The organism is Pseudomonas sp. IPO3749 (assembly GCF_013386605.1).
Lineage (GTDB): Bacteria > Pseudomonadota > Gammaproteobacteria > Pseudomonadales > Pseudomonadaceae > Aquipseudomonas > Aquipseudomonas azotoformans_A.
The window spans coordinates 1-23,369 of record NZ_JACARN010000049.1 but is presented as its reverse complement, the minus strand read 5'-3'; the positions used below and the strand labels follow the sequence as shown (position 1 = coordinate 23,369).

The 23,369-nt window shown below is 60.0% G+C and carries 19 protein-coding genes and 2 rRNA genes; 6 read left to right on the top strand and 15 right to left on the bottom strand.

Translation table 11 applies throughout. The annotated features are described in order from the left end of the window. Positions 1-43: 43 nt before the first annotated feature. The 8 genes from HX812_RS19895 to HX812_RS19860 all read right to left on the bottom strand — a co-directional run bounded on the left by HX812_RS19895 (position 44) and on the right by HX812_RS19860 (position 9,796). Positions 44-2,497 (bottom strand): TonB-dependent siderophore receptor, encoded by a 2,454-nt coding sequence (locus HX812_RS19895; RefSeq protein ID WP_038842410.1) that lies wholly within the window; start codon positions 2,495-2,497, stop codon positions 44-46. A gap of 92 nt (positions 2,498-2,589) precedes the next feature. Next, on the bottom strand, positions 2,590-3,540 hold the full coding sequence (locus HX812_RS19890; RefSeq protein ID WP_038842407.1) for a FecR domain-containing protein: 951 nt from the start codon (positions 3,538-3,540) through the stop codon (positions 2,590-2,592). After that, positions 3,537-4,046, bottom strand: coding sequence for a sigma-70 family RNA polymerase sigma factor (locus tag HX812_RS19885; protein ID WP_038842405.1), 510 nt, complete (start codon positions 4,044-4,046; stop codon positions 3,537-3,539). The genes HX812_RS19890 and HX812_RS19885 overlap by 4 nt, the downstream gene beginning before the upstream one ends. Positions 4,047-4,120: 74 nt before the next feature. Next, complete coding sequence (locus HX812_RS19880; protein WP_038842402.1) at positions 4,121-5,566, bottom strand: efflux transporter outer membrane subunit; 1,446 nt, start codon at positions 5,564-5,566, stop codon at positions 4,121-4,123. Continuing rightward, the gene (locus HX812_RS19875) at positions 5,563-6,621 is read right to left on the bottom strand and encodes an HlyD family secretion protein (RefSeq protein WP_033900096.1); all 1,059 of its coding nucleotides are present in this window, start codon (positions 6,619-6,621) and stop codon (positions 5,563-5,565) included. Before HX812_RS19875 ends, HX812_RS19880 begins: the two co-directional genes overlap by 4 nt. A gap of 15 nt (positions 6,622-6,636) precedes the next feature. Continuing rightward, entirely contained in the window at positions 6,637-8,172 is a 1,536-nt protein-coding gene (locus HX812_RS19870) for an MFS transporter (protein WP_038842399.1), read from the bottom strand. 102 nt (positions 8,173-8,274) lie between these two features. Then, positions 8,275-9,195 (bottom strand): LysR family transcriptional regulator, encoded by a 921-nt coding sequence (locus tag HX812_RS19865; RefSeq protein WP_033900092.1) that lies wholly within the window; start codon positions 9,193-9,195, stop codon positions 8,275-8,277. 52 nt (positions 9,196-9,247) lie between these two features. Next, the gene (locus tag HX812_RS19860) at positions 9,248-9,796 is read right to left on the bottom strand and encodes an energy transducer TonB (RefSeq protein ID WP_177128182.1); all 549 of its coding nucleotides are present in this window, start codon (positions 9,794-9,796) and stop codon (positions 9,248-9,250) included. Here HX812_RS19860 and HX812_RS19855 point away from each other — a divergent pair. Beyond that, on the top strand, positions 9,795-9,977 hold the full coding sequence (locus HX812_RS19855) for a hypothetical protein (protein WP_177128184.1): 183 nt from the start codon (positions 9,795-9,797) through the stop codon (positions 9,975-9,977). The genes HX812_RS19860 and HX812_RS19855 overlap by 2 nt on opposite strands. 28 nt (positions 9,978-10,005) lie before the next feature. On the opposite strand, the gene HX812_RS19850 is transcribed toward HX812_RS19855, so the two are convergent. From HX812_RS19850 to HX812_RS19835, 4 genes are read right to left on the bottom strand one after another with little or no spacing between them, the layout of a single operon-like run. Beyond that, positions 10,006-10,854, bottom strand: coding sequence for an ABC transporter permease (locus HX812_RS19850; protein WP_038842392.1), 849 nt, complete (start codon positions 10,852-10,854; stop codon positions 10,006-10,008). Between the two features lie 11 nt (positions 10,855-10,865). Next, a complete protein-coding gene (locus HX812_RS19845) occupies positions 10,866-11,717 on the bottom strand; it encodes an ABC transporter ATP-binding protein (RefSeq protein WP_033900086.1) in 852 nt (283 codons plus the stop codon). Between the two features lies 1 nt (position 11,718). Beyond that, positions 11,719-12,744 carry an ABC transporter substrate-binding protein gene (locus HX812_RS19840; RefSeq protein ID WP_038842389.1) on the bottom strand — a complete coding sequence of 342 codons (1,026 nt, stop codon included), beginning with the start codon at positions 12,742-12,744 and terminating at the stop codon, positions 11,719-11,721. A gap of 14 nt (positions 12,745-12,758) precedes the next feature. Continuing rightward, positions 12,759-13,652 carry a TauD/TfdA family dioxygenase gene (locus tag HX812_RS19835; protein ID WP_038842386.1) on the bottom strand — a complete coding sequence of 298 codons (894 nt, stop codon included), beginning with the start codon at positions 13,650-13,652 and terminating at the stop codon, positions 12,759-12,761. 369 nt (positions 13,653-14,021) lie between these two features. On the opposite strand from HX812_RS19835, the gene HX812_RS19830 reads away from it, so the two are divergent. From HX812_RS19830 to HX812_RS19810, 5 genes are all read left to right on the top strand, one after another. Further along, on the top strand, positions 14,022-14,732 hold the full coding sequence (locus HX812_RS19830; protein ID WP_038842384.1) for a GntR family transcriptional regulator: 711 nt from the start codon (positions 14,022-14,024) through the stop codon (positions 14,730-14,732). 326 nt (positions 14,733-15,058) lie between these two features. Next, positions 15,059-15,817 carry a DUF3050 domain-containing protein gene (locus HX812_RS19825; RefSeq protein ID WP_038842382.1) on the top strand — a complete coding sequence of 253 codons (759 nt, stop codon included), beginning with the start codon at positions 15,059-15,061 and terminating at the stop codon, positions 15,815-15,817. Next, complete coding sequence (locus HX812_RS19820; RefSeq protein ID WP_038842379.1) at positions 15,814-16,761, top strand: diiron oxygenase; 948 nt, start codon at positions 15,814-15,816, stop codon at positions 16,759-16,761. Before HX812_RS19825 ends, HX812_RS19820 begins: the two co-directional genes overlap by 4 nt. Then, positions 16,758-20,135, top strand: a complete 3,378-nt coding sequence (locus tag HX812_RS19815) for an amino acid adenylation domain-containing protein (protein ID WP_038842375.1) — start codon at positions 16,758-16,760, stop codon at positions 20,133-20,135. The genes HX812_RS19820 and HX812_RS19815 overlap by 4 nt, the downstream gene beginning before the upstream one ends. An 18-nt stretch (positions 20,136-20,153) precedes the next feature. Further along, positions 20,154-20,612 carry an SRPBCC family protein gene (locus tag HX812_RS19810; protein WP_038842372.1) on the top strand — a complete coding sequence of 153 codons (459 nt, stop codon included), beginning with the start codon at positions 20,154-20,156 and terminating at the stop codon, positions 20,610-20,612. A 45-nt stretch (positions 20,613-20,657) separates the two neighbouring features. Here HX812_RS19810 and HX812_RS19805 read toward each other — a convergent pair whose 3' ends face one another. The 3 genes from HX812_RS19805 to rrf (HX812_RS19795) form a co-directional block, all read right to left on the bottom strand. Beyond that, complete coding sequence (locus HX812_RS19805) at positions 20,658-22,538, bottom strand: methyl-accepting chemotaxis protein (RefSeq protein WP_038842368.1); 1,881 nt, start codon at positions 22,536-22,538, stop codon at positions 20,658-20,660. Between the two features lie 283 nt (positions 22,539-22,821). Further along, a 5S ribosomal RNA gene (gene rrf, locus HX812_RS19800) occupies positions 22,822-22,937 on the bottom strand. A gap of 109 nt (positions 22,938-23,046) precedes the next feature. Then, positions 23,047-23,162: ribosomal RNA gene (gene rrf / locus HX812_RS19795) — 5S ribosomal RNA — on the bottom strand. Between the last annotated feature and the right edge of the window lie 207 nt (positions 23,163-23,369).

Sequence of the window (23,369 nt, the reverse complement as noted above, 5' to 3'; positions counted from 1 at the left end):
GTTCACACCCGACTCAATCAGGACGTGTCCTACAACCGACTGCCTACCAGTCGTAGGTCAAGCTCGATACCACCGTGCGCCCTTCGCCGTAGTAGCAATCCAGGTCACTGGTGCACTGCGACACATAGGTCTTGTTGGTGAGGTTCTGCACGTTCATCGCCAGTTTCACGCCCTTGAGTTTCAGCGGCGATCGGCTCAGGTCGTAGCTCAGGCTGGCGTCGTAGACGCTGTAGGAAGGCACGCTAAAGGCGCCTTCGTAGTAGTCACCCAGGCTCTGGCGAGCGTAACGCACGCCCAAGCCTGCGCCGAGACCGGCTAGCGGTGTGTCGCCGATTACGCTGTAGTTGACCCACATCGACGCGGTCAGCGGTGAGATACCGGCGGGATGGCGACCTTCGCGGCCGTCGTTGTCCTTGGTGTATTTGATGTCGTTGCGCGAAGCCGACGCGACGATATCCCAGGCATCGCTGAGGACGGCCTTGGCTTCCACTTCCACGCCGCGTGAACGCATGGCGCCGCTTTGAGTACTGAAGGTGGTATCGACCGGGTTGGTGGTGAGCACGTTTTCCTGATCCAGTTGATAGACCGAGACCTGCACGAAACTCTTCTGCCCAGGCGGTTGGTACTTCACGCCGACTTCATATTGGTTGCCGGTGGACGGCTCGAAGGGCTTCTGATTGGCGTCAGTGCCGGCCAGCGGCAGGAAGGATTCCGTGTAGCTGACAAACGGCGCCAGGCCGTTATCGAACAGGTACACCAGGCCCGCACGGCCCGTGAAGGCCTGGTCTTTGCTGGCGAACCGGGTGTCGGCCAAGGGCTCTTTGTTGACGACGTTGGCCCAGTCGTAGCGCCCGCCCAGTACCAATGCCCATTTGTCCCACTTGATCTGGTCCTGCACGTAAAGGCCGGTCTGGGTGATGGTGCGGTCCCAGCGGTACGGTTGGCCGAAATTCAGGCGCTGGCCGTAGACCGGCTTGAACAGGTCGATGATCGGCGGATTGCGGTCGTACAAGCCGTGGAACTGCGAGTTGGAATGGTAGTAGTCCAGGCCGAAGATCATCGTATGAGAGAAGGCACCGGTATCAAATTCCGCCTGGGCGATGCTGTCCACGCCAAACACTTTGTTGTTCTGCGCCCAGTCCACACCGAAGCGTTGCAGGTAGCGTTGATCCTGTACGCCAGTGGTTGGGTTGGCGACGAAACGGTAGCCGTGCAACGGCGCGGTGTAGCGGTCGTCGACCTCGGCGTAACGCGCGTTTTGCTTGAGCGTCCAGGTGTCGTTCAAGCGATGGGAAATCTCGTAGCCCAGCGCGTATTGCTCGCGGTTGTACTGGTTGACGCCGGGCTCGCCGATAAACAGGTCGCGCTTGATCTTGCCGTTGGGGTTGGCCCACAGCGTGCCGGACGCCGGCAACCCCTGGGCTTCGGGCACGCCTTTGTCTTTCTGGTACTGGGCGAACACCGTCACGCGGGTGTCGTCGTCGGGCAGCCAGGTAAAGCTGGGGGCGATGAACTGGCGTTTGTTTTCGACGTAATTGATTTCGTCCTGGCCGTCATTGGCCAAGCCGGTCAGGCGATACAGAAACTGCCCTTGCTCATCCAAGGGACCGCTCAGGTCGATGGCCGCGCTTTTGTGCTCGTAGGTGCCCGCTTCCAGCACCACTTGGTGGATGGGCGTTTCGCTGGGGCGCTTGCTGACCATGTTGACGATGCCGCCGGGCTGGTTCTGCCCGAACAGCACCGAGGCCGGGCCCTTGAGCACTTCGATGCGTTCCAGGGAATACGGCTCGATCTGCAACGCGCCGCCGGTGCTGCCACCGCCGTAGGGCAAGTGCAGGCCATCGAGGTACAGGGGCGTCGGTGAGAAGCCGCGCGAGGTCGGTTCATCGAACAGCTTCACGCGGTCGGCGAAACCACCCGCACTCATGCCAGGGGTGTAGAGCAACGCCTGGGTGATGCTTTGCGCGCCGCGCGCCTTGATCTCGGCGGCGGTGATCACGTTGATGGTCTGGGGGATTTCCACCAGTGCCGAATCGGTCTTGCTGCCGGACGCACTGCGGGTGGCGACAATCCCGTCCACCGGGCCCCAGGCACTTTCCTGGGCTGGCTGGCCGCTGATCTGGGTGGCGCCCAGTTGCAAAGGTCCGCCATTGGAAACCGCCTGCAACGACCAACCACCCTGGGATTGCATCGCCATTAGGCCGCTGCCCGCCAGCAGCCGCTCCAGACCCGACCCGACCCCATAGCGCCCTTGCAGGCCCGCACTGCGCTTGCCTTCGGTCAGCGTCGCGTCGACCGACAGCAAAATGCCCGACGCACTGGCAAAGCGATTCAGTGCCTGGTCGAGGCTGCCGGCCGGGATGTTGTAGCTGCGCAGCGCTTCGGTACTTTCTTCGGCATGGACCAGCGTCGGCACCATCGGCACCGTCGCCAACAGGCTGACAAACACGCCACGGCGCAGGGCGCGGGCCAAGGGTTGGATTGGGTGGTGCGGCATTGCAGGACTCCCCGTGAGATCGCTTCTTGATTGGCTTTCAAGAGGTATCCCGAGCGGGATGCAAAAACCGACAAGCGCAGGTGAAAAAATTTTCAGGCCCGTGCCTTGATCGTCACCCAGTAGCGCGTGACCGCCTGCACCTGGACCGGCAACGATCGCTCCAGCGCGGCGAGGATGGCGTCGGTATCGTTCAGCGGAAACACGCCCGTCAGCAGCAGACCGGCCACCGCCTGATCACAGCGCAGCAGCCCCGGACGGTAACGACTCAGTTGCGCCACGAATTCGCCCAACGGCTGGCGCTCGGCGATCAGGCGGTGCTCGGTCCAACTGCTGGCATTGGCGCTCACCGCCGCCTGCGACGCGCTTTGGCGTTGGTTGAACCACAGGCTTTCACCGGCGTTCATCTGCACGGCTACGCCCTGTATCGGGGTCACTCGCAAGCGACCTTCGTACAGGTCGACACGGCTGCCATCGGCCTGTTCGCGCACGTTAAAGCGGGTGCCCAGCGCCTGCACATCGCCCGCTGGGGTTTGGACGATCAACGGGCGGACGGGGTCGTGGCCGCTGGTCAACAGGATCTCGCCGCGGATCAGGCGGATACGCCGCTCACTGGCGCTGAAACGCAGGTCGACCGCGCTGTCGCTGTTGAGGTCCAGGCGCGTGCCATCGCTGAGGGTGACGTGGCGAATCTCGCCGGTGCGGGTGCGGTATTGCGCGAAGGCGGCTTGCCAGGGTTCGCTGCGTTGCACCAAGTAGCCGCTACCACCAGCCACCAACAGCAGGCCGAGCAGCTTGAGCGCAGCGCGGCGCTGCGTATCCGGGGTGTCGCGCAACACCGCGCGGGCGCTGTCGGCAGGCACGCTGCCGAGGGTGTGCTGCAGCTGCTGCAAACGCTGCCAGGCCCGACGATGCTCCGGGTCTGCAGCCTGCCAACGGGCAAAGGCCAGGCGTTGTTCGCCTTGCAGGTCGCCGCCCCATTGCAGCATCAGCCATTCGCTGGCCTGCTCGACAATCGCCGGGGCGATGGGTGCGTCGTGTCTCATTCGGCGTAGGCCACTTGGTAGCAGGCGACGATGGCGCGGGTCATGTACTTCTGCACCGAGCTAATGGAGACATCCAAGCGCTCAGCGACCTGTGCATAACTCAGGCCTTCGAACTGCGACAGCAAAAACGCCTGGCGCACGTTGTCGGGCATGCGGTCGAGCATGGCGTCGATCTGCATCAGGGTTTCGAGGATCAGCGCGCGGGTTTCCAGGGACGGAGATTCCGGCTCGGGCAGGTGCGCGATGCTTTCCAGGTAGGCGCGCTCGATGCGCAGGCGGCGCCACTGGTCGATCACCAGGTTGCGAGCGATCTGCGCCAGGTAGCTGCGGCTTTCCTTGTCACCGGGGAAACGTCCGGACACCAGCAGGCGCAGGAAGGTGTCCTGCGCCACGTCAGCCGCGTGCTCGCGATCGCCCAGGCGCTTGCGCAGCCAGCCTTGCAGCCAACCGTGATGGTCGCGATACAGGAGGTGAAGCTGTTGCTGGCCGTCAGTCGCGCTGTCCATGAAAAAGCTCAGATACACTATTGAGAGCAATTATCATTACAGTTTATTTAGCGACTGACAAAAACTCTTTGTACTTAGCGTCCGGCGGTTTGCAGCGGGTACACCGATTCCCAGCCGCCGCCCAACGCTTTGTACAGGCCAACCATCGCCAGCGAAACGCCCGTCGAGCTTTCCACCCACTGCTCTTGCGTGGCCAGCAGCGCGCTTTGCACGGTGAGTACGTTGACGAAATCCACCACGCCTTCAACGTACTGCTGCTGCGCGGTGCGCAGGGCAATCTGGTTCTGGCGCACGGCTTCGGCAAGGCTGTCGCGGCGCAGTTGGCTGGCGTTGTAGCGGGTCAGTTGGTCATCGATTTCATGCCAGGCGCGCAGCACGGTTTGCTGGTACGCCAGCGCCGCTTCCTGTTGCTGGGCTTCACGCAGGTTCAACATGCCTTGCAGGCGCCCGCCATTGAACAGCGGCAAGCTGAACTGCGGGCCGAAGGCAAAGGCGCGGGATCCCCAGGAGCCAAAATCCGACAGTTGCATGGCCTGGGAGCCGAGGCTGCCAGACAAGGTAATGCGCGGGTAGAAATCGCCCTTGGCCACACCGATGCTCGCAGTGGCGGCGTGCAAACGCGCCTCGGCCTGGCGAATATCCGGACGGCGTTCGGCCAGCTCCGACGGCAAGCCAATCGCGATCTGGCGCTGGGTTTGCGGCACCGCGGCGTCCTTGGACAACTGCGCGTGCAGGGCTTGTGGCGGCTCGCCCATCAACAGGCTGAGGGCGTTGATGAGCTGGTCCTGGCGCTGTTGCAGATCCGGCAGGCGCGCCTCGATGGCGGCGACTTGAGCGGCGGCTTCGGCTACGTCCAGGTCCGTCGCCACACCGTCCGCCAAGCGCAACTGCGACAGCTTGAGGCTGTGGCGGGCAACATCGAGGTTCTGCTCGGTGACGGCGCGGGTGTTTTGCACGCCGCGCAGTTGGATGTAGTCCTGGACGGTCTCTGCCAACACTGACAACAGCACCGCGCGACGATCGTTTTCGGCCACTTGCAGGGTGGCGTCAGCGGCTTCGGTTTCGCGTTTGACGCGGCCCCAGAAGTCCAGCTCCCAGGAAGCGGAGAAGCCCATGTCCCACTGATTGAACGCCGAACGGCCATTGTTGCCGGACGGGTCGCTCAAGCCTTTGCCGCTGTTGCGTTCGCGCTGGTAGTCACCCGTGGCATTGACGTTCGGATAACGCTCGGCGGTGGTCACCTGGCGTACCGCGCGGCTTTGTTGCAGGCGACTGCTCGCCAATTTCAGGTCGAGGTTATCGGTGAGCGCGCGGCGTGTAAGCGCCGAGAGTTGTTCATCGTGGAACACGTCCCACCAGCGTTCCTGCAACGGATCGCTGACCGCACGGCTGGCGGCCTGGCGGCCCTGGGGCGCGCTCCACTGGGTCACTTGCGGGCTCTGGGGCGTGTGGAAGTCCGGACCGACCGTGCAGGCGCTCAGGCTGATGAGGCTCAAGGTGAGCCAGGCCACTCGTTTCATTGCTGGGCCACCTCGCGCTGCTGCGCGGCCGGCGAGGTGTCGACGCTGGCTTCCACCGACATGCCGACCCGCAGACGCTCGATATGCGCCTGGTTGGGTTCGAGGACGATCTTCACCGGAATGCGCTGCACCACCTTGGTGAAGTTACCGGTGGCGTTGTCCGGCTTGACCGAGGCAAACGTTACGCCCGTCGCGGGCGCGAGGCTCTCCAGATGACCGTTGAGCAATTCACCGTCGAGGCTGTCGACACGCACCTGTACGGCTTGGCCGGCATGCATATGGGAAAGCTGGGTTTCCTGGAAGTTGGCGACCACATAGGCCTCTTCCAGCGGCACGACCGCGAGGATCTTGCTGCCCGGCGTCACATAGGCGCCCACCCGCACTGCACGCTCGCCGACCATGCCATCCACCGGCGCGACGATGCGCGTGTACGACAGTTGAAAACTGGCCAGTTCCAGCGCGGCTTGGGCGCGTTTGAGCCCACCTTCGGCGGCATCACGCTGGGCGGTGAGGATTTCCACTTGCTTGCGTTCCGCCGCCAGCACGGCCGTGGCATTGGCCAATCGCGCGGTGGCCTGGTCGATGCGGGTCTTGGCTTGCTGGGCATTCTGCACGGTGCCGGCGCCGACTCCGGCGAGGTGGTTGTAGCGATTGAGTTCGTGTTCGGCGAAGGCCATTTCGGCGCGATCCGCCGCGACGGTGGCCTGGGCCTGGGCGATGACCGAACTTTGCCGCTCCAGGGTCGCCGTGGCGTTTTTCAGTTGGGCCTGGGCGACCAAGGTATCGGCGTCGGCCGCCTGGGCGGCAGCGCGGAAATCGCGGTCGTCGATCAGCGCCAGCAGTTGCCCGGCCTTGACGCGCTGGTTGTCTTCCACCAGCACCTCCTTGATAAAGCCGGCCACGCGCGGCGCCACCAAGGTGAAGTCAGCGGCGACGAAGGCGTCGTTGGTGGTCTGGCGCTTGCTGCCCAGCACGCCCGGCGCGACCAGGTACACCAACACGCCGACGGCAAATACGGCGATGACGGAGACGGCAATTTTGTCTTTGCGTTTCATGAACAGTCCTTTCTATCAAGTCGGTGCGCGGGGCGGAAAGATCCGCGTGGGCATCCAGAAAATCAGCAGGATCAACGCCACCGCGACCGCGGCCATGACGTAGTACAGATCCGAAGAAGTCAGCACCACGGCCTGCTCGTGCAGGCGGTGCGCCAGGCCCGGCGCGTCACCGTCGGCCAGGGGCGAATTGCCCAGGCGGTCGACCAACATGGTCGAGTGAAAGTGCAGGCGTTGGGTGGTCAAGGTGTCGAGTACGCCGGTAGCTATCACGGCGGCCAGGCCCTTGATGGTGTTGAACCAGGCGGACGCGAACGGCCCGTCCATGGGCTGGATGCTGCCGGTGGAAAGCATCAGCAGCGGCAACACGGCCATCGGTTGCCCGAAAATCTGCAACAGGTACAGGCCATAGAAATCGTCGCGAATCCACTCCGAGGTCAGGTGCGCACTGCCCACGCAGCACAGCACCAACATGCCCAGTCCGATCCCCAGCACCCAACGGCAATCGACCCAGCGCAGGTTGCACAGCGCCGCCACCAGCGGCAGCGCGATCAACTGTGGGATCGCCATCAGCAGCATCACCGGCGCGGTTTGCAGCGGACGGTAACCCTGGACCTGGGCGAGGAAGCTCGACGGGATGATGATCACCGAGGTCAGCACCATCAGCACGCCCGCCAGCACAATCAGGGCGAATGACAGGTTGCGCAGGCCAAGCATCTGCAATTTGAAGAACGGTATCGGCTGCGACCATTCATTCACCATGAACAGCGCCAGCATTACGCTGCCGCCACTCAACAGGAAGGTGATCAGGCCCGACTCGAACCAGTCCAGCCGATTGCCTTGCAGGATGCCGATGACCAGCATGCAGATCGCCGGGAAGCCCAGCAGCAAGCCACGCCAGTTGAACTGCTGGAAGCGCTCCAGGCGCAGCGGATCCTGCGGCAGGCCGTAGGCCACGGCAACCATGGCCAGCAGGCACGGCGCGACGATTTGCCAGAACGCCCACTGCCAGCCGACGTACTCGGTCCACAGCGCCGCCAGGGGCGTGCCGAGGCTCGGGCCGAAAGTGGCCGTGAGCGCGTAGCCGGCCAAGCCGTACAGCTTGACGTTGGCCGGCAGGAAACGCAGGGCCACGGTCATCAGCATCGGCGGCAGCGCGCCACCGGCCAGGCCTTGCACGGTGCGCAGCAGCAACAGGCTTTCGTAGTTGGGCGCGAACGGACACAAGATGCCCAGCACGGTGAACAGTCCGATGGCGCACAGCGTGAAGCGACGTAGCGAAAAGGTCACCGAACACCAGGGCGCAAACGCCATGGCCGCCACGGAAGTCGCGGTGTAGGCCGCGACCAGCCAGGTGCCTTCGTCAAAGCCGATGTACAGCGCACCGCGGATATCCGCGAGGGCCACTTTGGTGACCATCTCGTTGAGGCCGGAAACCAGCACCGCCAGCAACACGCCGATCAGCCCGATGATGATGCGCGGGCCGAATACGGGTGGGGTCATGGCAGTGGGTGTGGCTGCGGCCGCAAGGGTGGGGGCAGCGAGGGAGGTCATGAACAGGTAACTCGAAATGTTAAATACCTGAGCAGTTTAATCAGGCACACACATGACAAAAAGTTACTTGTTGGAAGGATATAAGTGCGTCAGGCGCAATGATCAGACTGGCTGCGCTTCAAGCCAGGTGGCGTGGCAACTCTCGCGCATGGTCTCGCGCAGCCATTTGTGGGCAGGGTCTTTGTCGAATCGCGGGTGCCAGGATTGGGCCAAGACCAGCGTCGGCAGGGAGATCGGCAACGCGAACGAGCGCAGAGGCAGTTTCAGGCGATTGGCGCTCAACAGCGCTTCCTTGGGCACCGGCAGCAGCAGGTCGGAATCGGGCAGCATGAACATCGCGCCGTGAAAGCCAGGCGCGATCATCGCCACGCGGCGCTCCAGGCCCTGGGCATTCAGCGCGGTGTCGATCGGCCCACGGGCAATGCCGCGCCGCGAGATGCTGATATGGGAATAGCTGGCGAAGCGTGCAGCGGTGATTTCTTCGTCGAACAACGGGTGGTCTTCCCGCGCCAAACCGACGAAGGTGGTGGAGAACAGGTTCTGCACCTTCACTTCGGGGGTGACCGGCATTGTGTTGCTCACACGCAAATCCAATCGGCCTTCACGCAGGGCTTCGTCGTCGGTGTCGCCTTCGGGCACGAAGCACAGCTCGCACAGCGGGGCCATGCGCTCCATGGTGTCGAACAGGCGACCGCCATACACACCGATGAAAAAGTCATTGGCGCGTACGCTGAAGCGTCGGCGCAACGTGCTCAAATCCACTTGGTCTGCCGAACGGAACAGCAGCGCCGCCTGTTCCACCACGTTGCGTACCTGGCCTTGCAACTGCAGGGCCTTGGGCGTCGGCACCAGGCCGCGACCGGCGCGCACCAGGATCGGGTCACCCACCGCTTCGCGGATTCGCGTAAGGGTGCGGCTCATGGCCGCCGGGCTGAGGTTCATGCGGCGCGCGGCGCCGACCACGCTGCCTTCGTCGAGCAAAGCGTCGAGGGCGACCAGCAGGTTCATGTCCGGTAGTTGCATGCCAAGCACTCGTGATCAACAGGGAGTGAATTGAGCGCAATCGTAGCAGGCTTTACAGGTAGCGCCTCAGGTTGCGGGGCAGGTATTTCGCGTAGGTGGATTTGGGGTGAGCCTGGCACTTGCGCACGATATCCGGCAAGGCATTTTCCAGCTCGTCGGCTCTGACCAGGCCTTCGTTGTAGTCACTTTTACCGCTTAACGCCGGGAACATCACTGCTACACGGGTGATGGCAAAACTCTTCATTTGTACGAGCGGGCGGGAGGGATGGTCGCGGCGGAATGCACTGAATTCTTCGTTCAGTGCGCCGCAGGATTGATAGGTCGTTTCCATGAACGAAAGCTGAGAGCTTTTCGTTCTGGGTGCTTCAGGCGTAAAAATCATCTCGTTCAACGCGTTGATCACCGCTGGCTGGTCGGCATTCACTGTCCAGGGTTTGAAACGCCATTGCTTGGCCGCCTCCACGGCGGCTGTGCCGAACTCAGGCTTGGTGGCGCTAAGCGCTTTTACATCGCTGACCGAACCGTCGCTGTGGATGTTCAAGTTAATGCGTGCGTGCCCCGGGAGGCTGATCAAGTACGAGGGGTAGGTGGGCTTGGGCATGGACACCGCTTCGGGGACGAACTCGGCCAACACCGAGGTCGATAACAACAAAGCCGCTGCCAAGACAAAAAAACGCATAGTCGTAAATCCCTTTACTAAACCGGTTCGACGCCATCGCGGCGCCGAATTCGGGCGGGATTATCAAAGCCGGACAGGGCAAAGAGCAACCATTCCTATTTAAAAACGACGATTCTTACGATTGCGCGTAATCAACGCTGCATGCCCCAGCGCTTCACTGTCAGACGCTCGAAGGTATCAAACACCAGGTTTTCCACCAACAAACCGATCAGGATCACCACCGCCAGCCCGGCAAACACCTTATCGGTGTACAGCTCGTTGCGGTTCTGGAAGATGTACCAGCCCAGGCCGCCCTTGCCGCTGGTGGCGCCGAAGACCAGCTCGGCGGCGATCAGCGTGCGCCAGGCAAATGCCCAGCCGATCTTGAGCCCCGCCAGGATCGACGGCAGCGCCGCCGGAATCAGGATGAACAGCACAAACCGCATGCCCTTGAGGCCATAGTTGCGACCGGCCATGCGCAGGGTTTCGGACACGCCAAGGAACCCCGAGTAAGTATTGAGTGCCAGCGCCCACAACACCGAATGCACCAGCACGAAAATCAGGCTGTTCTGCCCCAGGCCGAACCACAGCAGCGCCAGCGGCAACAAGGCGATGGCGGGCAGCGGGTTGAACATTGAGGTCAGCGTACTCAACAGGTCGCGGCCCAGTTGGGTCGACACCGCCAAAGTGGTCAGGGCGAACGCCAGCACGATGCCGATCAGGTAACCCTTGATCAGTACCACCAGCGAAATGCTCACCTTGCTCAGCAGTTCGCCGCTAAGCAGGCCGTCATAAAGTGCAGCCGATGTCTGCAGGAAGCTCGGCAACAGCAGATCATTGTTCTGATATCGCGCAACCGCTTCCCACAGGACCGCAAGCACGATCAGGATCAAGCCCTTGCGCAGCCAGCCTTGTTGCCACAGGCGTTGACGCAGGGGCAGCTCGCGCTCCACGGGAACGCTGAGCAGTGGTTCGAGCGTGATTTCATATTCCTGGCGCATGGATGTTCCCCTTAATACGCGATGCGGATGTCAGCGAAACCCAGCTCACGCTCGGCCTCGGGCGCTTCATCGAACAGCAAGCGATGAATGCGTCGCGCCGACGCCTGGAACTCCACGCCACCGAGGCTGTGCAGGTCGTATTGATGGCTGTGGATTTCCGCGCGCACGCGACCCGGATGAGGCGACAGCAACAGGATACGGTTGCCCACCACCAGCGCTTCTTCGATGGAGTGAGTCACGAACAACAAGGTGAAGCGCACTTCTTCCCAAAGCAGCAGCAGTTCTTCCTGCATCTTGCGCCGGGTCAGGGCGTCGAGGGCGGCGAAGGGCTCATCCATCAACAGGATTTTCGGCTGCATGGCCAAGGCACGGGCGATGGCGACACGGGCCTTCATCCCGCCGGAAAGCGTGTGGGGATAGGCGTCGGCAAACGCCGTGAGGCCAACTTTGTCGAGGTAGTGCAGCGCGCGCTCTTCGGCTTCGGCGCGCTTCAAGGTTTTCGAGGCCAACAGTGGAAACATCACGTTCTGTTTGACGGTTTTCCACGGCGGCAGTTGGTCGAACTCCTGAAACACCACGATGCGGTCCGGGCCCGGTTGCTCGACCTTTTGCCCCAGCAGACGGATCTCACCTTCGCAGGGCTTGATAAACCCGGCGATGGACTTGAGCAAGGTGGATTTGCCACAGCCCGACGGACCGAGCAGCACGTAGCGGTCGGCGGGATCGATTTCGAAACTCACCTGATGGGTGGCCCGCACCACGCGCTCGGGGGTGCGGTATTCCAGGCTGACGTTATCCACCGCCAGTAACGGCAAGGCGGTGTTCAGGTTGCTGGCCGTGTGGCCTTGCAAGGGCGCGTTCATTTCAACTTCCTTGCAGGGGCTTGGCATCCTGGAAGAAGTAGTCCTTCCACGATTCAGGCTTGTTCTTGATGGCACCGACGCGGTAGAGGAATTCCGCCAGCGGATAAGTATTCTTGGGCGTGACGCTGAATTCGAACTGCGGGTTGTCGATGATTTTCAGCAGCTCGGCACGGTCAATCTTGGCCTTGGTCACGCGGATATAGGTGTCGGCCGCAGCCCCTTTGTCGTTCTGGGCAAACTGCGCGGCTTCGGTCAACGCCTCGATGAATGCCTTGTAGGTTTTCGGATTGTCATTGCGGAATTTCTCAGTGGCGAACAGCACCGTCGGTGAGTTCGGGCCGAGCAAGTCATAGGTGTTCAGCACCACATGCACGTTCGGGTTAGCCAGGGCCTGGTCCTGGAACGGCGGGTTGGAAAAATGCCCGGTCAGCTCGGTGCCGCCAGCGATCAGGGCTGCCGTGGCATCCGGGTGCGGGACGGCAACGGTGTATTTGTCGAGTCGATTGAATTCCTTGTCGCCCCACTGTTTGGCGGCGGCGTATTGCAGGAAGCGCGACTGCACAGAAACGCCGACCGCAGGCACCGCAATGCGGTCCTTCTCAGTGAAATCGGCGATGGTCTTGACCTTGGGATTGTTGCTCACCAGGTAGTACGGGAAGTTACCCAGGGACGCGACGGCCTTGACGTTCTGCTTGCCGTGGGTGCGGTCCCAGATGGTCAGCAGCGGGCCGACGCCGGCACCGGCAATATCGATGGAACCGGAGAGCAGCGCGTCATTGACGGCGGCGCCGCCGGACAGCTGAGTCCAGTCGACCTTGATGTCGATGCCTTCCTGCTTGCCGTATTTTTCGATCAGGTTCTGGTCGCGCACCACGTTGAGCAACAGGTACACGATGCCGAACTGTTCGGCGATACGGATCTCGCCTTCGGCCTGCGCGGCTGTCGGTGCAACAAGGCTGCCAGCCAGCAGGCTGACACCCAGGCCGACAGTCGCGGCCAGCCGTGCGAAGGGTATTTTCCTGGACATGGTCATGCTCCGAATCAGAAAGGCGCGTCGCCCTGGATGGTGGTGCGAAACAGCTTGCGGCGCAGATGACTAGGGCAACCGGCAGCCAGGTGAATCAGCGAGCGGTTGTCCCAGAACACCAGGTCGTGGGGCTGCCATGGGTGGCGGTAGATGTTTTGCGGCAACACGCTGTGGGCGTAAAGCTGGGCCAGCAGGTCGCGACTTTCGTCTTCCGGCAGACCGACAATGCGTGTGGTGAAACCCTCACTGACGAACAGCGCTTTGCGGCCGTTCTCCGGGTGGGTACGCACGATGGGGTGCACCACCTCCGCAACCTGGGCAAGCTGCTCGGGGGTCAGTGTGGGGCGCCAGTTGCCTTCGAATTTGGTTTCGCTGTAACGCGCGGTGTAGGAATGCGCGGCGTTGCGGCCCTCCACGGCTTTGCGCAGGTGCTCGGGCAGTTGGTCCCAAGCCTTATGCATATCGGCGAACAAGGTGTCGCCACCTTCAGAGGGCAGCTCTTGGGCGTGAAGCATCGAGCCCAGGCTCGGCAGTTCTTTATAGGACAGATCCGAATGCCAGAATTTGCCGGCGTCTCCCAGGCCGATGGATTGACCGTTTTCGATGATGTTGGAAACGATCAGGATTTCCGGGTGGTTGGCCAGCAGGAATTGCTTGAGCACGTGGATCTGCAGCACACCGAAGCGGCGACTAAAGGTGATTTGCTGCTCAGGGGTGATGCGCTGGTCGCGGAACACCACGACATGATGGTCCAGGTGCGCACGGTGGATGCGCGCGAAATCCTGGTCGTTGACTGGTTGCGACAAGTCCAGGCCAATGATCTCGGCGCCAACACTGCCGGGCAATGGACTAATCTCGAAGCTTTGGGCGGCAGCGGTCGCTGTTGGAACAGTAGAGGTGGCGGACATGAGGTCACTCCCGGTCAGACAGGAGAGTGACTTTATAGATATAAGAACGGCTATTTAAATACCGTTAATGAATATCGATATGCGGGAATGTTCCTGCCCGCCCCCATGTCGAATTGGCTAAGGGGGAATAAACCACGGCGGCGAAGTGTTCAGTCCATAGCACTTGATGCGGCCATTATCGGCGCTTGAAGCAGGCTGGATGAACCTGGCTGTGTAAGGTGTCATTAATGCTGGCTGTGGGCGCCGGGAGCGCCTTGTTGAAACGCTTACAAGCCGAAACTGTGCCCGTTTGACAAGCTTGCGGTCAGTCTCTAGTGTGCATTGGATCCAATTAGCCACCCCCATTCTAATAAGGAGGATAGCGTAACCGTGACGCAGAAGCCGACCCCTTTGAACAGCATCAAGATCAGCGGACCTATTCCCGCCCATCTCGCGCGCTCCGTGATTGAAGAAACCTTGCGCAACGCCATCCTGGATGGCCGGTTGCCCTGCGGTACTGCCATGCGCCAACAGGAGTTGGCCAGCCTGTTCGGGGTCAGCCGCATGCCGGTGCGTGAAGCCTTGCGCCAGCTGGAGGCCCAGTCACTGCTGCATGTGGTCACCCACAAGGGCGCCGTTGTTGCACCGTTGATCGAAGACAATTCAGCCGAGACCTATGAACTGCGGATGTTGCTGGAGTCTGAAGCGCTGCGCCTGTCGATTCCCTTGCTCACCGAAGCCGATATCGTGGAAGCGGAGGCCTTCATTTGTGCCCTCGAACAGGAAAAGAACTACGCCGAAATTGGACGCCTCAATCGCCTGTTTCACATGGCGCTCTATGGCAAAGCGCCGAACCAGCGGCTGCTGAAATTGGTCGAGCACGGGTTGAACGAGGAAGAGCGTTTCCTGCGCTACAACCTTGAGGCTATGGGGCTGGGCGAGACGTCCCAGGAGGATCACCGTGAATTGCTGAATTTGGTGGCGCAGAAGAAAACCCAGGAAAGCATCCTGACGCTGCGCAATCACTTGATGCGAGGCATGGAGGTGATCACGGCGTATCTCAATGGCTTGGATGCTCACGGCAAGAAAGTCACGCAGTAACGTTTTGAACGCTCTTGTCCGACCACCAGTAGTGCCGGGCACTAACTCAAGTTAGTGCCCCACATAAGAAACTTCCCACCGCGACACCAGCAACCAACTTACAACATATATTATTTAGAATAAACTTCTAACATATTTATATGCTCGCCAACTTATCTAATACGTTTATCATCTTTTATTACTAAAGCACTCCGTTCGGCGTGGCAGCGCTCACCGTTAGGCGTTCCCGCGCGCCGGCAGCTGACGTGTACCTGCACACTTTCTAGCCACAACACACTCATCGCTGTTTTTTTCACAGCAGACGCAACAATTTATAGGCATCAACCATGCATCAACCGTTACTTGAAACAGCAACACTGCAGTTATGCAACCATCCGTTATTTTCAGAAATAACTTCATTGCGCAAGTTGCAACTTTTTATGGAAAGTCATGTGTTTGCAGTCTGGGATTTCATGACGCTCGCCAAGCGCCTGCAACAGGACCTGACCTGTACTCGCCTGCCCTGGCTGCCACCTGCAGACCCGCAGGCAGCGCGGCTGATTAACGAGATCGTGCTGAGTGAAGAGTCAGACGAACACCCCGTGCAAGGCTATTGCAGCCATTTCGAACTGTATTTGGAGTCCATGGTGGAAGTGGGCGCCAGTACCTCGTCCATCAGCCACTTCGTTGCGCTGCAACGTCAAGGCCTGGGAGCCACGGCCGCCTTGCAAGAGGTCGAGGTGCTGCCCGGCGTGAGCCGCTTCGTCAACGACACAATGCACCTTGCGTTGAATGCGCCCACCCATTGTGTAGCGGCCACATTCTTGTACGGTCGCGAGCATGTGATCCCAGGAATGTTCGAGCGCATCCTGCAATCTGATGAGTTCATCCACCGCCAGGCGCCTACCTTGTACGCGTACCTCAAGCGCCACGTCGAACTGGACGCCAAGGATCACGGGCCAGCGGCAGTGCGGTTGCTCGATCACCTCGCCAGCGCTGACCCGACATATCCGCAACAGGCCAACGACGCCGCACTCGCGGCCGTGCAAAGCCGAATCGTGTTCTGGGATGAGCTTCGGGCCTCGCTGCAAGAGGTGCACCCATGAACACCAGCGACTACCAACCCATTGCCCACGAGTGGGAGCGCCGCGCAACCATCCGCACACGACCGCGCCGGTTGCTGGAGAGCGATGACAAGCTGATCTATCCCCTGTGCCGCCAGCCCTTGGTACTCACTGCGACCTTTCTTGAACACTGTTCGCAGTGGCGCGATTTTGTACTGGTGCAGAGCTTCTACAAATTCATCAACGACGTGGTGATATTCGAGACCGAGATCGTCGACGAGACTGCACGCAGCATCGCCAAGAATCGCTTCTCGGTGCACTTCCCGCTGATCTGCCGCGTTGATGCAATGACCGTCGTGGTGGACGAGGACTACCACGCATTGGTTGCGCTGGATTTCCTGCAGCAAACCGTGGCCATGACCGGCATACAACCGTTGGAACTGCCCAGGGAAATCGAATTGAGCCGTGCGCTGCCCGCGGCACAGGCACAGGCGCCAGCTCACCTGCGCGATGCCGTCGCGCTGATTGGTGTGGCCATTGCCGAAAACACTGTGACCCACGACGTGGCCGCGTTCTCCAAAGACACCAGCGTCAAAGCCTCCATCCGCGGCTTGATGGCCGATCACCTGTTCGATGAAGGCCGCCACGCGCAGTTCTGGGTTCGGCTTGTACGCTTGTATTGGCAGGCCGCGAGCGCGGAAGACCGCAATAGCATTGCCAAGGTGCTACCGACTCTCCTGGCCCAGTACCTGACGAACGACCTGCAAAAACACTTCGACCTGTACTTGATCGAACATCTCGACATCGGCGCCCGCCTGCGCGGCGCATTACAGGATGAAGTCGCTGCACTGGCTTTCCCCATCACCCGCCAGCATCCATTGATGGGCAATATCCTTGGCTTCCTGCAGCAAAGCGGTTTGCTGCAAACACCGAGTGTGGCGCAAGCGATGAACGATTACTTGCCAGTGTCCGGGAGGATGACATGAGGCGACTGACCATCCGCTTTGCCGGCGACACCAGCGCCTTGCGCGCAGTCAGGCAGGAACTGGAAAAGTATGGGCATATCTCGAGCGATAAAGGCATTGACCTGTGTATCGACGACGGCAGTCAGTCGCTACGGGAACAGACCGATCACGCTACAGTATTTAGCCTGCGCCTGGGTGTCGGACCAGTAACCGACTTCGGGCTACCCGCCCTGCAACTGCGCGCCTATGGGCCTGACCGGCAGTTAATGGCAGTACTGAACATCGCCGACGAGCCCACAGGTAATGGCCAGCGGCTCCATCGGCAGGTAACCCAAGCGTTGGTGGAATGGGTCGCGCTGCACGTCAGTGGCTTCTCACGGGATCCTGGACATTTCACGTTGAGCGGCGTCGCCAACGACTGGCCTGAACAAGGCCTGGAAGTGCTTGAGGCGCTGGCATTCGTCCACCGGTTCAACCATACCGCAGACCCAGCAGTGATTGAGGAAGCCCGGTTGTCATTGATCAATCGGTTGCAGGCGAGCTTTCACGCTTTCGCACATCGTTCTGCACTGAACATGGGTGCCAGCGAGGTGACTTACCGTCAGCTTCATGCTCACGCCTCGGCGATCCAGCAGCGGTTACGCCCCTTGCTGGGGACTGCGCAGCCGTCAGCAGTGGTCGGTGTGTGCCTGGCAAAATCTGTCGAACTGTATGCCAGCATTCTTGCGGTGTTGGGTTGTGGCGCAGTGTACCTACCGCTGGATCCTGATCACCCTGCCCACCGCCATCAGACCCTGCTCGAAAGCGCAGGCGCTCGGGTATTGCTCGACGCCGGCCGGCATCCATTACGCGGCAGTTTGGCTTCATTGGATGTCAGCAGCAGCGACTACCGGAACGCCCGGATCACACGCCCATTGGCGCACTTTCAGCCTCATGTCGATGCCCCCTGCATGATGCTCTTTACATCAGGCACCACGGGCCAACCCAAAGGCGTGTTGCTCAGCCAAGCCAACCTGGCACACTTCACCGCCTGGTTCAGGTCCTGTATGAGCCTGGATGAACAGAGCCGCGTCCTGCAGTTCTCGCCATTGAGCTTCGATTCATCGCTGATCGATATTTTCCCCGCGCTGATCGCGGGCGCCACGCTGATTATCCCCAGTGCAGAGCAACGACAAGACCCTCTACAGCTGCTGGATTTGCTTCATCGGCAGCGCATCACCCATGCCTTTCTTCCGCCAGCGCTACTGAGCATCCTGCCGCCTGATCGGCCGCTTGGCCTGATGCACCTGCTGACGGGTGGAGATATGTGCGAGCCGCATGTAATCGAACGCCTGTCAGCGCAGTGCCAGTTCCATAACCTCTACGGGCCTACGGAGGCCACGGTGCTGGTCACCCATCGGATGCTGCATCCCAGTGACAGCAATCGCAACGTCGGCCTCCCCATCGCCAACAGCCAGGTGCTGATCCTCGATGAACACCTGCAACCAGTGGATGAAGAGGTGCTGGGTGAGCTGTATATCATCGGGCCAGGAGTAAGCCTGGGGTATGTGAACGCCCCATCAAAGGCTGCCAGTTCTTTCGTGGAGTTGGCGGTACCCGGATGCCCGCCCCTGAGGGCCTACCGTAGCGGCGACCTGGCACAGTGGACTGCCGCTGGAATCGCATTGGGAGGGCGGTGTGATGATCAGGTGAAAATCCGTGGTTTCCGGGTCGAACCCCGGGAGATTGAACAGTGCTTGCGCAACAGCCGGATGTATCGCCAGGTAGCGGTGGTGATCGACCGTGACCGCAGGATCCGTGGCTTTGTAGCCCAACCTGAATCAGGCGCCACCCTGACGGCCCTGCAGCAACACGCGCGACAGTGGCTGCCTGACTACATGCAGCCCAGCTTCTGGGAGGTATTGCCTCGTATGCCGTGTACCAGCAACGGTAAAGTCGACCGCGACGCGTTGCTGGCGCTGCCTCTCCAACCCACGGTGCCGACTTCACACAGCGCTGCACAAACTCCGCTGCAACTTCAGCTGGCCCATTTGTGGATTGAGCTGCTGGCGTTGCCCGTAGGTGAATTGTCTATCGACGAAAGCTTCTTCGACCTCGGTGGCCATTCGATTTTGTTGTCGACTCTTTTACTGCGTTTTCGCGAACAGTTCGGGCGTAACTTCTCGTTGAACCACTTCATTGAGGCTCCGACGATTCGTACGCTCGCAACATGGGTGGAAAACGGCGAACGACCCGAAGCCCCCTCCAACCAAGCGATCTGCGACGCTCAACAAGAGTGGCCACTCACTACGCTGCCCGATGCTTGCATGGGCGATCCGCACAAAGTGATCGTTACAGGGGCCAACAGCTTTGTGGGTGTCCATATCGTCGAAGCATTGCTGGCCACTGGAGCAACTGAAGTGGCGTGCCTGGTACGCGATGAACCCGGACAATCGGCAATGGCGCGATTCACCCAAGCATTGCGCGAATATCGCCTGGAACACCTGGACCTGAGCAGGGTGAACGTACTTGCTGCCGACGTCAGCCTGCCTCGATTGGGTTTGGCCAACGATACCTATGAGACCCTCGCCAAAAATTTTGGTGTGTTGGTACACAACGCGGCTCAGGTCAACCACGTGAGGGACTACGCGTCACTGACCAAGGACAACGTTGACCCCATACTCGAATGCCTGCGCCTGTGCGAGACGCACTGCAAGAAAGTCTTCAACTTCATCTCGACGCTGTCAGCTTCGAGCAGCGTCGACGCCCAAGGCTATGTCCTCGAAGCGCCCGCCGCGACCACACTGCCGCTGTACATCAAGAATGGCTACAACCTGTCCAAATGGGTCGCCGAGCGGCAATTGGGACGGGCAGTGGAGCGCGGAGCCTGGGTGAACATCCATCGCCCCGGCAACATCAGTTTCAACAGCCTCACGGGCGTCTGCCAGCCGCAGAAAAACCGTCTGATGCTGATGCTCAAGGGATCACTGCAGCTGGGTCTGCTACCGCGACTGACGTTGAACTTCGACCTGATGCCAGTGGACTTCCTTGCTCGCTTCATCGCGTTCCATTGCGGCCGTTTTCAAGCCGATAGGCGTGTCTTCAACCTGCACAACCCACAGCCGTTGAGCTGGGCGCACTACTTGGATGCCTTCAGCCGCGCGGGACACTGTTTCAAGCGGGTAAGCGTGGCGCAATGGCAACAGTCGCTACGAACGGTCAGCCAGGACAACGCACTGTTTGGCGTGCTTGGCTTTTATCTCGATCGTCTAGACGAAGACATCAGCGATACCTCCATGATTCGCCACGACAACGCGCAACGGGGCGTCCAGCAGATGGGAGCCCACTATCCCGAAAAAGACCCGGACCTCTTGAGCAAGGGTTGCAACTACCTCAAAGCCATCGGCTTTCTTTGAACGCCTCAGGACGACTTTATGAAAGCACTGCAACCCGATACGTTAATTCGCAACCCGAACGGTCCGCCGATAGTGGCATGTGCCGTGGTCGACTGTCCTGCCCCTCGCCTGTGGGACATGGTGGGACAATTTGCCGGCTTCGATGTGTTCATTCCCGACCTGTCGCATATCGAAATGATGGGCGCAGGCGTGGGCGCCTTGCGCACAAAGTTTTTCCGCGATGGCAACTGTGTGGTGGAGCAACTCAATAGCCGGGACGAGCACGCCATGCAGATGACCTGGACCACGATCTACAACACCCTCGGTGTGGCCAGGTTATGGGCAGCGATCCATGTGGAGGCCCTTGGAGCGGAGCGTTCCAAGGTGATATGGACAATAATTGCCGAGCCCGTCGACAGGGCAGACACAGAGTTTGGGCAATTTGTGCAGGGCTTCGCCGATAACGCCCTGGAAAATGTCCGCCGGATACTTGGCTGAACGGCAGGGGCGAGATAAATCGCTCCTGCCGGATCAATCAGCGGGTCAGATCTTGAAACTGTCGACCAATTGCTTCAAGCGATTCGCCTGCTGCGACAGTGCATCGCAATCTTTCAGGGTTTCGTTGAGATTGGCCACGCCCTGCTGGTTCAGCAGGTTGATCTGGTTGATGTCCACGTTAAGGGTTTCCACCACGGCCGTCTGTTCTTCAGTGGCTGCTGCGACGGACTGGTTCATGCCGTCGATCTCGACAATCCGCTGCGTCACGCTAACCAGGCGCTCACCGGCCTGATTAGCGACCTCAACACTTTCTTCGCTGGAGGTTTGGCTGGCGTTCATGGTGGTGACCGCTTCACGCGAGCCCACTTGCAGCGACGTGATCATTTTGTGGATCTCTTCGGCTGACTCCTGAGTGCGGTGAGCCAGGTTACGCACCTCGTCAGCGACCACTGCAAAGCCTCGACCGGCCTCACCGGCGCGTGCCGCTTCAATGGCTGCGTTGAGTGCCAGCAAGTTGGTTTGCTGGGAGATGCCTTTGATCACATCAAGGATGTGACCGATGTTGTCGGTGCTGGCGTTGAGGGTCTCGATCTGGGTACAGGACAGGCTGATCTTTTGCGACAGCTCTGACATAGCAAGGATGGTTTGCTCCACCACTTTGCGCCCATCATCGGCTTGCTCACTGGCGCCGCTGGCATGCTGTGAAGCATCGGCGGCGTTGCGTGCGATTTCCTGGGTGGCTGCGCCCAGTTCGTTGATCGCGGCAGCCACGCTGTTGGTACGCGCGCTTTGCTCGTCGGAACCAATAATCGAGGCATTGGACGAGGCCATTACGCGTTGGGACAAATCGTGGACCTGACGGGTTGCGGAAGACACTTCCGAGATCGAAGCGTGGATGCGTTCTACGAACTGATTGAAGGCACTGCCGACTTCGCCGAACTCGTCCTTGCTAGTCACAGCGAGGCGGCGGGTCAGGTCACCTTCGCCCTGGGCAATGTCCTGCATCGCTACGCCCATGGTGGTGAGCGGGCGCAGCAAGACTTGAATCAGCAAGCTCAGGAGTACGGCAATCGCGACCACGGCGATCAACATGGCAATCAGCGCAGAAGTGCGGAACTTGCCAAGCGGTGCGTAGGCTTTGTCTTTATCAATCGACAGGCCGATGTACCAATCTGCGCCAGGCAAGCCACTGATCGGGGTAAATGACAAAATGCGATCCTGCCCATTGAGGACGACGTCCTGACTGACCTTCTCGATGCGTACCTGGGTGCCGGGATAGATGTCCTTGAGGTTTTTCATCACCTGGTCCTGATCAGGACTGACGATGACTTGGCCGTCGCTACTGACCAGGAACGCATGGCCGATACCGCCGAAGTCCACCGAGTTGATGATCTTCACAAGGGTCTGCAGGCTCAGGTCGCCACCGACCACGCCGAGCAATTCACCATTCTTCTTCACCGGCATGGCGATAGTCACGATCTGCCCGCCCACTGCTGCCATGTAGGGCGGAGTGAGCATGGGTTTGTCCGCAGCCACTGCCTGCTTGTACCAGGGACGCTGACGGGGGTCGTAGCCGTCAGGCATTTTTGCGTCCGGACGCTGGGTGAACACACCGTTGGTCTGGCCAACGTAGGTGAATTGGAAGTTTGAGGTAAATGCCGGTTGATCGACCAAGCCAGGTAGATCAGCTCCACTGCCTTGGTGAGCGACGTTTTGCGTGAGACTTTCAAGCACCAGTATTCGACCACTTAGCCAGTTCTGCACACTGCTGGCGGTGAGCTCACCGGATTGTTGGATGGACGACTCCAGGTTCTGCTTGATGGTGCTGCGTTGCAGGTAGTCGTTGTAGAGAGTGAATAACGCGAAGGCCAGAACCACGACGCCTGACGCGGCCAACAGAATTTTATGACTGAACTTGAGATTCATTTCATCGACTTCTTTTGCCAAAGGGGGGTGAGCGTGCCGAGTGGAACATTCCATGTAGCGGTATAGGCGGCTTCTCGGGCCGCTCTATTTCGGTGCACGCATGGCTCGTCAGGCTTTCGGCCAAGGCTTGGCAAATCTTAGGTATTTGTGAGGCATTTCCTGTTTTTATGTAGGAAACCGACCAGCGGTACACCTAGGCGATGGGGTTACCAAACGTGGAAGTTTTTGGCCCTAAACGACAAAACCCCTGTCTGCGTTAGCAGACAGGGGTTTCGGAATTCAATCTTGACGATGACCTACTCTCACATGGGGAAACCCCACACTACCATCGGCGATGCATCGTTTCACTGCTGAGTTCGGGATGGGATCAGGTGGTTCCAATGCTCTATGGTCGTCAAGAAATTCTGTGTACCAGTCCGTTGAGTGAGCAACGTACCGGTGAAATTCATGAGCTTCTACATAAACAAAACCCCTGTCAGCGTTAGCAGACAGGGGTTCTGGAATTTAATCTTGACGATGACCTACTCTCACATGGGGAAACCCCACACTACCATCGGCGATGCATCGTTTCACTGCTGAGTTCGGGATGGGATCAGGTGGTTCCAATGCTCTATGGTCGTCAAGAAATTCGGGTACTGAGTCGCGGCATGTGCCTCGCTTCAGCAAATTGGGTATGTGACAGCTTTCGGTGTTTTGTGAGATTCGAACTTTCGGTTCTATCGTCTTCACACACCGCAATCTGGCCTTTCGACTCAAATTGCTTGGGTGTTATATGGTCAAGCCTCACGGGCAATTAGTATTGGTTAGCTCAACGCCTCACAGCGCTTACAC